The sequence below is a fragment of the Richelia intracellularis HH01 genome (genome assembly GCF_000350105.1).
Lineage (GTDB): Bacteria > Cyanobacteriota > Cyanobacteriia > Cyanobacteriales > Nostocaceae > Richelia > Richelia intracellularis.
The window spans coordinates 1-15,960 of sequence record NZ_CAIY01000042.1; the positions used below are offsets into that span (position 1 = coordinate 1).

Below are 15,960 nucleotides of genomic sequence, written 5' to 3' on the forward strand. Positions count from 1 at the left end.
ATATTTCAATAATATCATTGATTATTTTTAATTTTTTAGCTATTGAAAATAGCCTAATATAAATTATTAGACTGTTTTCTTTATACCCATATAAAAATATCTAAGAGAAACATCAATTTTGATTCAAGTAGCAGTTTTGTATCATTTATTAGGTATGTATATATTATTGAAAACTGGATTAAATATTCCCAATAATATGATCAGATTCAACTGGTATATAAATGCCCTATTTTACGAAAATCTTAATACTGTAGTTTATAATTGAGGATTTTTAGGATAAATCGTTTGTATTGATACATAATTCAGTTCAAACTACACTTCCAGAAAAATCACTTGATCTATAAATATAACTTTGTTAGTAATTATGTATATCTACAATATTTTCAAAACCATTAAGTAAAATTTATTATCATATGAAGACTAGAACTAATACTTAGGATAACATGTGTTTGGCTGTTACATAGTGAAGAGCCATAACTAATATCTACTGGGAAAAGCAACTCAATTCAGTTTAAATACTTTATAGTGTAGTATTTGCTACTGTGCTACTTTATACACCATCATTAATAAAGTTCAATAACAAGAGATTTGTTCATAGTCTCTATAGAGAAGAACTTTTATAAAATATCTTTATTCTCAAAAGTTCTCTTAGGATTAAGCTATTACCATTACAAAATCTTTTTGTTTTTCCAACTTCCCTAGGAAGTTTATTTAGTCTGTTATTCAAGTATTAATTAGGGAGATCTGCCAATTTTTATCATTGATTAGGCATACAATTTATGGCTAGACTATCCAAAAAATTACAGGATTTTTTTGAAGATCATAAATCACCTGAAGTATATCTCACAGATATCCTAAAACTGGTAGAAGAAAGGGTATTTGGGGTTTTATTTGTAATTTTATCTTTACCTTCTGCTTTACCAATTCCTGCACCTGGCTACTCGACACCTTTTGGTTTTCTTATGCTTTTACTAGCCTTACAACTGACTATTGGTGCAAAAACCCCCTGGTTTCCACAATGCATAGCAAAATATCCAGTTAAGTTAGAAACAGCACAAGTATTTTTAAAGATAGGATTACCTTGGCTACATAGAATTGAAGCTATTACTCGTCAGCGATTATCATTTGTATGTACTGCTTTACCTAGTAGGATGATCATTGGTATCGTAATCACACTTGTTTCTATTTTGATGATCATACCAATTCCTGGGACTAATACGTTGCCAGCAATTAGTATTTTTGTTACTGGTTTTGGTTTGCAGGAACATGATGGTGCAATTAGTTTGGCTGGTTTGACTTTATGCATACTGGGAATTGTGTTAAGTACATCAATCATAATCGCTACTGCCTGGGGTAGTTCCAGCCTAATGGATTTGATTAGAATTTGATTAAGAGGTCCTTATTCATAGCTAAGGAGTAAGATTAAATTCGACTTCTGAATTCGACTTCTGTGTGAATTTTAGTTTATCCATTTATAGGAATGAAAAGAAATCCTTGGAGTTACATTGTAGTCTTATGATCAGGTTAGAGATCGTAAAAGCACTCATCAAACCATAACTATATTTGGAAGAGAAGACTTCAGGCCTTATTTATTAAATCTTGATAAGAAAACATTGAATACGATAGATTGTGCACAAGTTATCACTTTCAAAAAATCATAAAGTCAATTACTAATTAAGTGTAATTGATAAATGGCGGGCTAAATAGCACATTTACTATAATATTTGTCAAGATTAAATGATAGTCAAATGACTTAGGTAAATTATGTCAGATTGATTTGATAATTAATTTTCTTGCCCAGCTTTTTCAGACCTCAAAACATAATAATTTATTCATTTTAAGCTGTCTTATATTGAAGTTTATTCAAGCTCCGGTAGACCGGATAGCATTAATATAAATAAACTATCAAACATAATAAATATATAAACTTATTTTTTGGGCTCCTTCTTCTAGCTAACTTTCTGGAAGTCAGGGATAAAGATTTTTCTCACAGAAAGTGATTTTACAACATGATTATTTTCTATCAAGAAAGATAGTTAGTAAACCATATTCTTTATCTACTTAAATCTTTTTTTCAGGTCTAACTCTTTTACTTAAAAATATACATATGGAAATCTAATACCAAACTTATTAAAGTTTAATTGACTTTTAGATATTAGCAAAATTTACCAAGCTTTTGCCAGAAGTATGATAAGTAATCTGTAAAATTAGTAATGAGGATGAAGATAACAATAGCTAATATTAAAGATGGCAATATTCCTCTTTATTCATTATTTTTCATAGATAACTTCTTTAGGTCTTCGGCAGTTATTCGACAAATTCGCCACTCATCCAGAATAGATGCACCCATGCAGGAATAAAATTTCTGTGCAATTTTATTCCAATCCAATACACTCCATTCAAAACGTCCACAATCTCTCTCTAAAGCGACTTGAGCTACTTTTATAAACAGAGCTTTACCAATACCTTGTTGCCGATATTCTGGCAAAACAAATATATCTTCCAGATAAATCCCCGGTTTGGTGAGGAATGTAGAATAGTTACTGAAAAATAAAGCAAAACCTATAGCTTTATTATCCTTCTCTGCAAGGATTGCCTCCACATATTTATGGGAACCAAACAAATGTATTTCTAGATCCTTAGTATTGCCAGTGACAGTATGAGATAATCCTTCATATTCTGCTAATCCCCTAATTAAATTGAATAAAGCATTACTATCCCCTGGTTGAGCAAATCGTAAAGTCAAATTATTGTGCAAATTCATTTTTGTTACTAGTTGCTAGTAATAATTTATTAGCCTACAATAGGGTTGCTTTCTAGTAAATTAGTAAATTTCACATAATATTTCACATAATAGAGTATAAAACAATCAAGGACAGTTTACAGGTTTGTCTTTACGAATGGTTTGACTTAATGGTATGCATAGTCCTGTAAGTGCCGCAGAAAAATAAAGCCTGCCCCTAGGCCTGGACTCTTTTGTCTAAATTGCCTTTTCAAAATTATATTTACTCCTCCTTAATCGAATAAAAATAATCGATTAAAAATAGCTGTATCAAACTAACCACCCCTTTAGCCGTTTGGCAATATGGGGACGACGTAATTTCCGCATAGCTTTACTTTGAATTTGTCTGACTCTTTCCCTAGAAAGATTAAACATATTACCAACTTCTTCTAAAGTACAAGGCTCACTACTGATTAGCCCATAGCGAAGAGAAATAACATCTTTTTCTCTGGGTGTTAAAACATCAGAAAGGACTTCCCAAATCTCATGACGCATCATGCTTTCGTTCATTCTAGCTTCTGGGGAAAGATTTTCTTCATCTTCCAATAAGTCCATTAACTCCGTATCTTCTTCTTTCCCAACACGGTGATTTAAAGAAAGTGCTTGTCGCCGTAGTTGTTGCAGTTGACGCAGCTGTGGTGCCGGAATTTCTAGAGAATCTGCAATTTCTACTTCCGATGGATTACGTCCTAATTTCTGTTTGAGCTCTCTTTGAGCTTTTTTGAGTTTGTTCAGTTTTTCTACAATATGGATAGGTAAGCGGATAGTACGTGCATCATTTGCGATTGCTCTAGTAATTGCCTGTCTAATCCACCAGTAGGCATAGGTAGAAAACTTATATCCTTTATCAGGATCAAACTTTTCTGTTGCTCGATTTAAACCCATTGCTCCCTCTTGAATTAAATCTAAAAAGGGAACACCCCGATTTAAGTAGCGTTTAGCAATAGATACTACTAGTCTTAAGTTAGAACGAATCATTTTTCGCTTTGCTACCTTACCCTGATATAACTGTTGTTCTAACTGCTTTTCTGTTAAATTCCAATACTGTGCTAACGTTTCTCTACTAGGTGGATACCCTATTTTTCCTTGCAAGGTGGTTTGCTTGACCCTAACATCTTCTAGAAAACGCACTCGCTGCGCCAATTCGACTTCTTCGCCTGGTTTTAGCAAAGGATAACGTGCCATTTCTTTGAAAAAAGCACCTACTGCGTCATCATGCTCGGTTTTATTATATCCTGAGGACTTTGCTGGTGCCATTTGCTCCCCAAGGCTTCCATCTTGACTTAAATTCCCTGCCAATGAGGACTCATCTTCTGCTATGAGCTTCAGCTCCTCAAAATTGGCAAGAAAATTTTCATCATTTTCTGCTGTATTTTCCGTAACTTGTACTGGTCCCAATTCAGCAATATTCATAAGTTTCTTTGGGGATTTTGCTTGGTTTGGTATATATGTGTGATGACAGCCGTTCCAAATGACTTGATAATTAACCTGGGGATAAATACATTATTTAATAGAAAAATATTTAGGTATATAAACTTAAAGTTATGCTGATCCTATTGGTTGTATTTGTGTTAATTCTCACTAGATATATTTTCTCTGTGGCAAAGCTACATTCTGTCTAAAATATTCAACCAAAGAAATTATTTCTTTGGTTCCAATATCAGCACATATCTTCTCCTATTTATTTATTGAATTACTGAAAGTACCTATTAATAGAAATTAAAACTACCTAGAACTAACAAATAGAAAATGTTCATCAAGATCAAATAATTAAAAAATATTTATTTCAGGTATACCCCTAAAATCCTCACATGTTTTCATAAGTACGGATGCAAGTATATTTAATTGTTTTTTGTGTATCCTGATATAGGACATAATGAAATTTGCTTGTATGTAATTAACTCTAGCAATATTCACTCTAACATGTAATATCCTCAGATACTTAAGCTTTTTGATATAGAAATATGGGAAAAATTGTTGATGCTTATATTACTCAGGAATAATTACATTAATAGACCAAATATAAATAAGATATGAGAATTGAATAACTAGTTATGATTGTCATAGTAAGTGGCGTTGCATAAAACTAATATTTTTATTTCCAGGATATTACATAAATGAAAAATATCAAGTATTATGCTTATTGAAAGTATTGTTAACTACATTTTGATTGGTCAACTAAATTTTCATTTAATTTATATATACCTAAAAATAAATAAACTATTAGATTTTTGCTAGTACACAGTCGATTAAATAAATATATATGAGTAAAATTGAAAATATATGAATACTAATAGGGGAAGCTTACATGGTGTATTAAATTTAAAACCGGAAGATAAATATAAATTTGAAGACAAACGATATACTTGGATAGAAGTTTTAGTGGATTGTCCAGGAGTTACAAAACTATTTACTTATAGTGTACCCCAAAAATTACAAATAAAGCCAGGAGATATAGTTAGTGTACCTTTTGGTGCTCAAATATTATGCGGAATAGCCATTAGGCTATTATGTGAGCTTCCCACTGATGTATCTACAGCAAAAGTTCGTAATGTGGAGAATATAGTAAGTAGTGGATTTTTCACTCAGGCTTATTGGGAATTATTGAACCGTATAGCTGAATATTACTATACGCCATTGATGCAAGTCATTAAAGTGGCTTTGCCACCAGGCTTATTAGGAAAAACACAACGACGAATTCGTTTGCTTCAAAGGGACATTAATTCAGTAACTTTTCCTTGTCACTCAGAAATAGCCAGACGTATTTTAGATTTATTAAGATTACAAACCAGTGGAGATTACAGTTTTATCTATCTACAAAGACAAGTCCAGGGTGCAGAGAAGGGTGTGAGAGAGTTATTAGTTAAAGGATTAGTAGAAAGCTATTTAGAAACACCAAAATCTTCAAAACCAAGGTTACAGAAAGCAGCCATATTACTAAAAAATAACTTTGCAAATGATGTTACTCCGCGACAGCAAGAGGTTTTACAGATTCTCCAACAACTGGGCGGTGATATGTGGCAAACCGAATTATTAAGAACATGTAATATTAGTATTTCTGTTCTCAAAAGTTTGGTCTCTAAGGGTTATATCTCTCTTCAGAGTCGGGAAGTATTGCAAAATAAACTGTTGGATAAAGAGTCAAAAATAGAACCTGCAAAATTACTAACACCAGCTCAAGCATCAGTATTGTCTACTCTTCGAGAATTAGACGGTTTTACAATTGCACTACTACATGGAGTTACTGGTTCTGGTAAAACTGAAGTATATCTGCAAGTAGTAGCTCCCTTGTTAATAGAAGGTAAATCAGTCTTGATCTTAGTTCCAGAAATTGGGCTTATAACCCAAATTGTAGATCGCTTTCGTGCTCGTTTTGGCAATAAAATTGTTGTCTATCACAGTGCTCTCTCTCCAGGGGAAAGATTAGATTCTTGGAAGACAATGTTGACTGTAGAAGCACACATAGTTGTTGGTACAAGAAGTGCTGTATTTTCACCATTATCTAACTTAGGATTGATCATAATCGATGAAGAGCATGATAGTAGTTTTAAACAGGATTTTCCTATGCCTACCTACCATGCTCGCACTGTTGCCCAATGGAGAGCAAAACTGGAAAATTGCCCCTTATTATTAGGTACAGCAACTCCTTCTTTAGAGATCTGGTTAGAGGTGAGAAAAGAATATAAGAGGAAGGGAGAATACTTTGACTTTTTTAAGGGTAGGACTGATAAAGTCCAAGAAAGAGTAAAAAAGAAAAAATCCAAGAAATGATATCTTCATCAATTGACCACTGTTATTATCTGTCCCTTCCTCAAAGAATTAACTCCCAACCTCTACCAACTATTGAAATAGTAGATATGCGGCAGGAAATACAACAGGGAAACCGCTCCATATTCAGCAGAGCTTTGCAAAATGCTTTGTGCCAGTTGCAAGAACAAAGAAAACAGGGCATTTTATTTATAAATCGTCGTGGACATAGTACTTTTGTTTCGTGCCGTAGTTGTGGATATGTTATTGAATGTCCCCACTGTGATGTATCCTTGTCTTACCACCAAACAGAAGAAGATGTGCCAAAAGTGCTGCGCTGTCATTACTGTAATTATGAACAAGCATATCCCCCTGAATGTCCTAAGTGTGGTTCTCATTATTTAAAATTTTTCGGTAGTGGAACCCAAAGGGTCATAAAAGAGTTAGGTAACCTATTTCCAGATTTACGCTGTATCCGATTTGATAGCGATGCTACCCGTACTAAGGGCTCCCACCATAGATTATTAAGCAGCTTTGCTAATGGTGAGGCGGATTTATTAGTTGGAACACAAATGCTTACTAAAGGGTTGGATTTTCCTCAAGTCACTTTAGTTGGGGTGGTTGCAGCTGATGGACTATTACATTTGTCAGATTATCGTGCTAGCGAACGAGCTTTTCAAACCCTAACACAAGTTGCTGGACGAGTTGGGAGAGGAAAAGAGCTAGGCAGAGTAATTATGCAAACTTATACACCGAAGCACACAACTATTGAAGCTGTAGCAAAATATGACTATCATACCTTTGTATCCGGTGAATTGGAACAACGGCATTTATTAAATTACCCTCCCTATGGCAGGGTGGTTTTATTGCGTTTAAGTGGGACAAATCCTGTTGAAGTAGAACACGTTTCTCAAAAAATAGCTGAAGCCATTCCGCAGGGAGAAGGTTTAGATATATTAGGACCATCACCTGCTAGTATTTTAAGGGTTGCAAATCGATACCGTTGGCAAATTATGCTGAAATTTTTATCAGATTCCTTACCAAATTTGCCAAATTGGTCTGATATCAGAAAATTATGTTCACCATCTATTACATTGACAATTGACGTAGACCCGCTACATATTATGTAAGCTGGCAAGAATGTATTAAGATTTGATTTTAACTAATTTTGATTTGCCAAACTAACTCATTCACATAAGAGATCCTTCTGAGAGACATTTCTAAAATACCTGATAATCAAAGCAATTATTAATACAAATTGATTGTCGGCTGTTTTTACATCGGTGATTTTCTTGTCAAATATCATAAAACCACTGCCGCTATACTAAAATAGTATAAAATAAAACCCTATTAAAGCTGATTTATCTGCGTGCACACTAAAAATAATAATAACCACTACAAACTAGTAGGAGTTAGCCCGTGAATAATGCTGAGTTTTTAAGAAAACTAAAAAATTTACCAGTTATGTCCAGTTATGATATTCCAGAAGCTCTACGCGATAATTCTGATGTTTCTACATCCAAGGTAAATGTTCGCCAAATAACATTATTAATAAGTAGCATGACTGGGTTTATTATCCTTGCAATAATTAGTGGTTTTTTGTTTTCCCTTACCACACCCAAAACAGCTATTTACTCTCAATCTATATCTCATAGACAGGAATCAACACGGACAAATCCTGATCAGAATAAACCCCTTAGCTTTCAAAAAAATAGTGCGGATAGCATTTTAGGACATTTTGCATATCGAGAAGCTCCTATGTCTGAATTAGTCGGAATTTACCAAAATGGACAAATAAAAATGCGACAAGCTGCAGCAAAAAAATTACAAGAAATGCTTATAGATGCAAAGACCCAAGGAGTAAACCTAGTTCCTATATCTGGCTTTCGCACTATTGCGCAACAAGAAGCATTATTTTTTGGAATTGGTGCTCAACGTAATCAAACACCTGCTCAGAGGGCTGCTGTCAGTGCACCTCCCAAGTATAGTGAACATCATACTGGCTATGCTTTGGATATTGGTGATGGTTCGGCTCCAGCAAGTAATCTCACTGCCAATTTTGAAAAAACAACTGCATTTAGATGGTTAGAAAACAATGCAGCCCGTTATGGCTTTGAACTGTCTTTTCCCCGCAATAATTTACAAGGTGTCAATTATGAACCTTGGCACTGGAGATTTGTGGGTAACCCCCACAGTTTTGAAACTTTTTACAAGAGACAAAAACAAAATGTTCAAACCTTATTAAAAGAGAACTTCTCTAAAATAAGTCTCTCTTAAGATGATCATTATCAATAAATGTAAATATGCATTAAGTATTATCCAAAAAAATGCGCTTTTAAATCACAATCATGTTTTTGAAAATTGTGTCACTCAAGCAGTTTATAAAATGGGAATGATAGCAATGTATTTTTAGGTCAGAGTTTTCATGACAGAACCTTATATTACTATCATACTGATGGCTAAAATATTCGGTTCTTTTAACTATCTAATCTAATACTCTGTATATCAAGTAGTTATCTAAATTTTTAACTTGGCTCTTATACTTGGACAATAGTAAGTATTTATTAATAACCTTGGCCTTGTCGTAATCTCATGTCATAATAGACAATGTAAAGATTTGAGGTTTATTCTCAACATAAAAACTCAATATAGAGATAGAGAGAATTATTTTCATTACAATTTCAGTTCTTCACTATAGGGTGCCTATCTTTTAACATATCCTAAATAGGGTAAGCCTGGAGGCAAAAAATCCCCATTATCTTTATAGGATAAACGGTTTCAGTGTGAGATTCCCTTGTCTTAACAATATTTTTCTTGTTTTTAAACACTAATTAATTACAAGTTATCCCAAAACCCAAATTCATAAATGTCTTAACGCAACTATCAAAAAACTAGAGGCCTAGCGGCTATTTCCCAAATCATTTATTTTTAATTAAAATATCTACAATTTTTATTTTAATACTCATGTTATACCCTTCTTTCTAGAAGGTAAGAAAACCTACACTGATTTATGGGTTATTACATTTGAAGCAAATTTAATAAGTTTCTTTGATGTTTTTTGCTGTTACTTCAAATTATAGGTGTAGTTGTTACGGTACATCATAAGCCTAGTTTTAAAAGACTTGTATAGCGGTTTTATTCAAAGTGTCTAACTGGAGAAATCTGCTTCAAATACTGAGGTTTATGAAATACTAGTAATTTTAAGTAGAATAGTTTGAAACAACTTACTTTTGGATATTTTAAAAGCTATCTTGCTACCTATATTAGCACCAATCAAAGCTTATAGAAATTGGACATCCAGAGAGATAATGACGTTTGGGAGTAAAACAGTATATATTTCCTAATCAATGTCTTACTCCCTAGTAACTAGTAATCTCACAAGTCTATTAGGCTCCCAACTGTACTAAATTCATTTTGGTGGCTTGAGTGATTTGCCTGATAATCAAGACAGTTATTCCAAGTATTAAAGGGAGCCATTCCTGTGAAAGTCTAAAAGAGAATAGAATGATAACTATGATTGTTGCAGAATTCAGCCTATATACCTAATTTACCTGAACTATTTAGTATTGAATCATTAAGTCATACTCATTCAAATAATAAGAAGAATGTAATTATAGACATCCTGATTACATATATACTAACCACCAGCAACAGCTGGTACAATGCTAACTTCATCCCCATCCTTGAGGGGCGTTTCTGTACCATCTAGAAAACGGATATCTTCACTATTGACATAAAAATTCAAAAATCGCCGTGGTTGTCCTTGCTCATCACACAAACGTGATTTAATTCCTGGGCAATTTTGTTCCAAGGAGTTGAATAGTTCAGCAATAGTTGCACCACCACATTCTAGGGTAGCTTGATTGTGAGTAAACTTTTGCAGGGCAGTTGGTACTAGAACTTTAATTGACATAGTGGCAGAATGAAGTGTGATTAATGTGCGTGAAGTAAGAAACATTAGTTTTGGGCTATTTTAACCACTATATTTATTTATTACTCCACTCCTCAAAGTAAATCATAGCTGAATTTATTCATAGATTTATTAATTTGGCTTATACTAGGACTTGTTGCCATTCTAAACGACCCAAAGTACGAGAGCGTTCTAGTTTTCTCTCAAAACTATCAAGTTTAGCTTCAATAGTTAGAGCTTCTCCAATATATCCTTGTACAGCCTCTTGAGTCTTCAAACCATTACCAGTGATATAAACTACAGTGGTTTCTTCTGAGTCTATCTTGCCACTCTCAACCAATTTTTTCAATACGGCAATTGTTGTACCACCAGCAGTCTCTGTAAAAATGCCTTCGGTTTCTGCAAGGAGCTTCATACCCTCTATAATTTCTTGATCTGTAACTGACTCAATATTTCCACCAGTTTTCCTTGCAATTTCCGTGGCATAAATACCATCTGCAGGATTGCCAATCGCAATTGACTTAGCTATAGTCTTGGGTTTGACTGGTTGGATAAAATCCATACCCCTTTTAAAGGCTTGGGCTATAGGAGAACATCCTTCTGCCTGAGCTCCACTAAATCTTACTGCCTTATCTTCTACCAGGCCGACTTTCACAAATTCATGAAATCCCTTGTAAATCTTAGTAAATAACGAACCAGATGCTAAAGGAGCAACTATATGATCTGGTAGCTTCCATCCCAACTGTTCTGCTACTTCAAATCCCAGGGTTTTGGAACCTTCCGAATAATAAGGACGTAGATTAATATTTACAAACCCCCATCCATATGTGTTTGCAATTTCTGAACACAAACGGTTTACTTGATCATAGTTACCTTCAACAGCCATTAAGGTAGGGCTATAGATTAAGCTGCCAATAACTTTTCCTGCTTCTAGATCTGCAGGAATAAATACATAGCAATCTAAACCAGCATGAGCTGCAATTGCAGCAGTAGAGTTAGCTAAATTACCAGTACTAGCACAAGAAACTGTAGTAAAACCTAATTCTCTTGCCCTAGTTAAAGCAACAGACACCACCCTATCTTTGAAACTGAGAGTGGGCATGTTAACAGCATCATTTTTAATATATAAATTCTTTAAACCCAAGCGGCGGGCTAAACGTTGGGAAAAAACCAAAGGAGTCATGCCAGTACCCACATCAATGGGGTGATCACTGGCAACAGGTAGAAACTGACGATAACGCCAAATAGAATTAGGACCAGACGCAATACTTTCCCGAGTAACTTGACTACAGAGGCCACTGTAATCGTAAGTTACTTCTAAAGGACCAAAGCACAATTCACATACATGGATTGCTTGCAATTCATACTCCGCACCACATTCTTTACACTTTAGGTTGTTGAAAGTTGTAATTGGGCTTTGGTTATGTTTTGCGATTACCTGAGTCATAATCTGTATTTTTTTGTGCATCCATATAACTATCGAATGATATTACCACGAGCAAAAATGACAGTCAAACATACCCGACAATATGAGTCTGGTATGTTTTAAAAAGGGGATTAGAGTTTAGAGAAAAGTATTGAAAGGTTAATTATATACATCTAAATTTCTATTGAGGTTCTGTTATATTGAATATAATTAAGGAATAAACTATGCAGTATAATGTATATATACAATTTAATTTTTATTAAAGAATGAAATGAATAGTATTATACCTAATGATTATTTAGAGTAAAACTAATTGCTGTTGATTACCCTTATACTAATTTAATTTTAATAGCATATCAGGGATAGATCTGAATATTTTTAATACAAACTATAAAAATAATCCTGTTAGAAATTAACTCTTTGTATATAATATTATTCATTATGAGTGTACTAAACTATTTTTTCTAGACAATCAGATAAAGTAATGAATTGATAACTTTTAGGGATTATTAGGATCTCAGCCTTTATTTTATTCAATTTCGGTAACATTCGTAAAATTATTCAACTATGATAGTACTAAAATAGCCGAAAATAATTTATTTCTTATTTAAGATAAGTACACCATATAAAAACTAAATTAGGTGATGTTGATAAAGAATTTTATCCTAGATTAGTCAAGGAAGTTTGGATTTTCCTAATATCATATGTTGCTAAGTGATTATGGTTAGTAAAATATACTATTAAACATTATCGGTTGGGAAAATATTTTCCTTAATTTAACTGTTGTAATCACTCAAACATCTATTAGTAAGATTTTTATAATGAGTTATATGTATGCAAATTATTAAAAATAATCAGAACAATTTGTTAATAGGAAAATAGAACGTAAAGCCTCAGCCTAGAGTAACTATATGTTTGCAAATAAATAACTAAATATATATATATAAAATAGTTAATGCTGGAATAATAACTTAATAAAAACAAGTAGAGTATTTATACTAGTTTAGGTTCCTATCTTTTGTTATTTCCAGCAGTCAAGTTAACTTACAAATTCCTATCTGGTAGTACTCTAGTAAAATTGAAGTGCCGTTATCGCTTAACTAAGCGATAACGGCACTTCAATTTTTTGATTAGACTGTATGTACCGCAGAATGATTCCTACTTCCCAATACGAGGAGGTTCACGAAATGCAATAGCAAAGAAAAGAGTTCCAATTCCAAGGGCCAAAATTAATATGTAAGCAACGCTTTCCATTTGTCTAATTCCTTTTATTTAAGTGTGCAAGTAACTTTACAAAATAACAGGAAAGAATGGTAACAAAGAAGACAAAAATATTAAAGAAGAAGCTTAAGCTTAGCTGAAAACTAATCTTACACTTCACATCTGCATAATCAAACTTCGCTTTCACCATTCCTTATCATTTGACTACAAGGGATTTAAGCAGTTTCCTTTTCAGGAACCCTAGTAGATTTATCACCAACTTTCTGGAATAGACCCCATTCTACTTGTTCTTCCATATCAGCTTCCACACCTGCAAATACATCCCTGTAAAGTGTTCGAGAACCATGCCAAATATGACCAAAGAAAAATAGCAGGGCAAATACAGCATGTCCAAAAGTAAACCAACCCCTAGGACTTGAACGGAATACACCATCGGAGTTTAAGGTTCCTCTATCAAATTTAAAAATTTCCCCACCCTGAGCACCACGAGCAAAACGCTTAACTACAGCAGGATCAGTAAATGTTTGACCATTTAAATCACCACCGTAAAGACTAACTTTAACACCAGTTTGCTCAAAGCTATATTTAGATTCTGCCCGACGGAAGGGAATATCAGCACGAATAATGCCATCTTTATCGGCCAAAACGACAGGAAAGGTTTCAAAAAAGTTGGGAAGACGACGGACGCTCAACTCCCGACCTTCAGCATCTGTGAATACAGCATGACCTTGCCAAGACTGAGCAATACCATCACCTTTTACCATTGGTCCTGTACGAAATAACCCACCTTTTGCAGGACTATTACCAACATAGTCATAGAAAGCTAGTTTTTCAGGAATCTTTGACCAAGCTTCAGATAAACTGTCTCCATTCTCCATACTAGCTTGTACCCGACGGCTAGCTTCTTGTTGAAAATAGCCCTGGTCCCACTGATAACGGGTAGGACCAAACAGCTCAATAGGTGTAGAAGCGTTGCCATACCACATGGTTCCAGCAACAATAAAAGCAGCAAAAAATACTGCGGCAATACTGCTGGAAAGAACGGTTTCAATGTTACCCATCCTCAGCGCTTTATAGAGCCTTTCTGGCGGTCTAACGGATAAGTGGAAAAGACCTGCAATAATACCGACTACACCGGCAGCAATGTGGTGTGCTACTATACCGCCGGGATTAAACGGATCAAATCCTGCTGGTCCCCATTCCGGTGCTACTGATTCAATATGACCTGTTAAACCATAAGCATCAGATACCCACATTCCTGGACCAAACAAACCAGTAAGATGGAATGCTCCAAAACCAAAACATAGTAGACCAGATAAAAACAAGTGAATACCAAACATTTTGGGTAAATCTAGAGCAGATTCACCAGTACGTGGATCCTGGAAGAGTTCCAAATCCCAGAATACCCAGTGCCATACAGCAGCTAAAAATAATAAACCAGAGAGTACAATATGTGCAGCAGCAACTCCTTCAAAAGACCAAAAACCAGGATCATAATTGGGATCACCAATAACGTTCCAACCACCCCATGAACCTACAACACCTAAACGTGCCATGAAAGGTAATACAAACATTCCTTGCCGCCACATGGGGTTGAGTACTGGATCACTAGGATCATATATAGCTAATTCATACAAAGCCATAGACCCAGCCCAGCCAGCTACTAAGGCTGTATGCATCAGATGTACAGAAATCAGTCGCCCCGGATCATTTAGAACGACTGTGTGTACTCGGTACCAAGGTAGTCCCATTAACCACGCTCCTCCTGAATTAGTTTTTTACAAAGCAACTTTCATTATGGAAGTTATACAATTAAGTAGACTCATTTATATGAGCAATACACTTGCTCTATTTAGAACTTCTTCCAGCTTGTTTTATTGCTATAGCCTATATTTTTTCATAGTTTGGCCAGAATAAATACATGAGGTATGACCACTCGGGTAACACTGTTGTTGATTAAGTTTGTTGCCCATAAGTAACAACCAGTGAATATATTTAAGGAAAATATATTCAAAGATAAAATACAAATTAGAATCTTTTGAAAGATATGACTAAATCTTGGAGTTATTTGCAAGATTGATAGTTTTAGCTATAGCTACTACTTATATATTGGTTATAAACAGAATCATATTAATAAGTATTGTTGCTACAGCACTACTTTAGATATTGTGGTTTTCTAATGCGCAATAAATTTCCAACCATGCCCAGATTTTCAATTACCTGTTCGGCAGGAATATCATTAAATAGCGCACAATCATCTGTTCAATGACTTTATTTAACCCCAAGTAAGGGTATATGTGGTATTAGTTTAACTACTTCTAAAATAATGACTGATATGTTAATTTGGATGCAATACCTTATTTTATATAATTAGCCAGTATATTAATCGCCTGATTTGTAGTCGTCATTACGACGCTATAATAATCTACCAACCAAAGTTGACTTACATGAGATACTAAATGTTAGACCTTTTTAATTAATATAAATAACCAAATACTATATATTTATAAATAAATTAATAATAAATCATTCAATATGCCTATCCATATATTCTAGATGTAACTAGTTAGTATCTATGACTATAGCCAATAGAAAATTTATAGTTTGCAATTCACGTTAAGTAAATATTTATACATTAATTTTATTAGTATAAATATTTATAACCAACAATATGGTTATGGTAGATAGATTTGTAAGATTTAAAACTAAACTCATGGTTTATTTCCTAACAATCCTGTGATTATAAACACTATAGTCTAAGCAATAGTATTGAATACCTAAAAATGTAGCTATAATTGAATACTTTAGTATAAATTATAGTATTTCAAAAAGTTTAAGAAATAATCAAGCTATAAGTAATTAGGATTTTTAGAT

Annotated in this window: 8 protein-coding genes and 1 pseudogene; 3 read left to right on the forward strand and 6 right to left on the reverse strand. The window is 33.9% G+C overall.

Going from position 1 to position 15,960, the window contains the following annotated elements:
- The first annotated feature begins 779 nt into the window (after positions 1 to 779).
- Positions 780 to 1,388 carry an exopolysaccharide biosynthesis protein gene (locus RINTHH_RS04865; protein ID WP_008233571.1) on the forward strand — a complete coding sequence of 203 codons (609 nt, stop codon included), beginning with the start codon at positions 780 to 782 and terminating at the stop codon, positions 1,386 to 1,388.
- A gap of 875 nt (positions 1,389 to 2,263) precedes the next feature.
- Here the strand turns inward: RINTHH_RS04865 and RINTHH_RS04870 are convergent.
- Positions 2,264 to 2,764 carry a GNAT family N-acetyltransferase gene (locus tag RINTHH_RS04870; protein ID WP_008233572.1) on the reverse strand — a complete coding sequence of 167 codons (501 nt, stop codon included), beginning with the start codon at positions 2,762 to 2,764 and terminating at the stop codon, positions 2,264 to 2,266.
- 288 nt (positions 2,765 to 3,052) lie between these two features.
- Positions 3,053 to 4,195: an RpoD/SigA family RNA polymerase sigma factor gene (locus tag RINTHH_RS04875; RefSeq protein ID WP_008233573.1), complete on the reverse strand. Its 1,143-nt coding sequence runs from the start codon at positions 4,193 to 4,195 to the stop codon at positions 3,053 to 3,055.
- Positions 4,196 to 5,065: 870 nt separating this feature from the next.
- Between RINTHH_RS04875 and priA the strand changes: the two are divergent.
- Both priA and RINTHH_RS04885 read left to right on the forward strand, forming a co-directional pair.
- Positions 5,066 to 7,659: pseudogene (priA, locus tag RINTHH_RS11200) on the forward strand (primosomal protein N').
- A gap of 289 nt (positions 7,660 to 7,948) precedes the next feature.
- Positions 7,949 to 8,806, forward strand: coding sequence for a M15 family metallopeptidase (locus RINTHH_RS04885; RefSeq protein ID WP_008233593.1), 858 nt, complete (start codon positions 7,949 to 7,951; stop codon positions 8,804 to 8,806).
- Between the two features lie 1,360 nt (positions 8,807 to 10,166).
- On the opposite strand, the gene RINTHH_RS04890 is transcribed toward RINTHH_RS04885, so the two are convergent.
- From RINTHH_RS04890 to psbB, 4 genes are all read right to left on the reverse strand, one after another.
- Positions 10,167 to 10,442 carry a MoaD/ThiS family protein gene (locus RINTHH_RS04890; RefSeq protein ID WP_008233595.1) on the reverse strand — a complete coding sequence of 92 codons (276 nt, stop codon included), beginning with the start codon at positions 10,440 to 10,442 and terminating at the stop codon, positions 10,167 to 10,169.
- Between the two features lie 139 nt (positions 10,443 to 10,581).
- A complete protein-coding gene (gene thrC, locus RINTHH_RS04895) occupies positions 10,582 to 11,886 on the reverse strand; it encodes a threonine synthase (RefSeq protein ID WP_044304664.1) in 1,305 nt (434 codons plus the stop codon).
- A gap of 1,137 nt (positions 11,887 to 13,023) precedes the next feature.
- Complete coding sequence (locus RINTHH_RS04900; RefSeq protein ID WP_044304663.1) at positions 13,024 to 13,119, reverse strand: photosystem II reaction center protein T; 96 nt, start codon at positions 13,117 to 13,119, stop codon at positions 13,024 to 13,026.
- 182 nt (positions 13,120 to 13,301) lie between these two features.
- Positions 13,302 to 14,837, reverse strand: a complete 1,536-nt coding sequence (gene psbB, locus RINTHH_RS04905) for a photosystem II chlorophyll-binding protein CP47 (protein WP_008233600.1) — start codon at positions 14,835 to 14,837, stop codon at positions 13,302 to 13,304.
- Between the last annotated feature and the right edge of the window lie 1,123 nt (positions 14,838 to 15,960).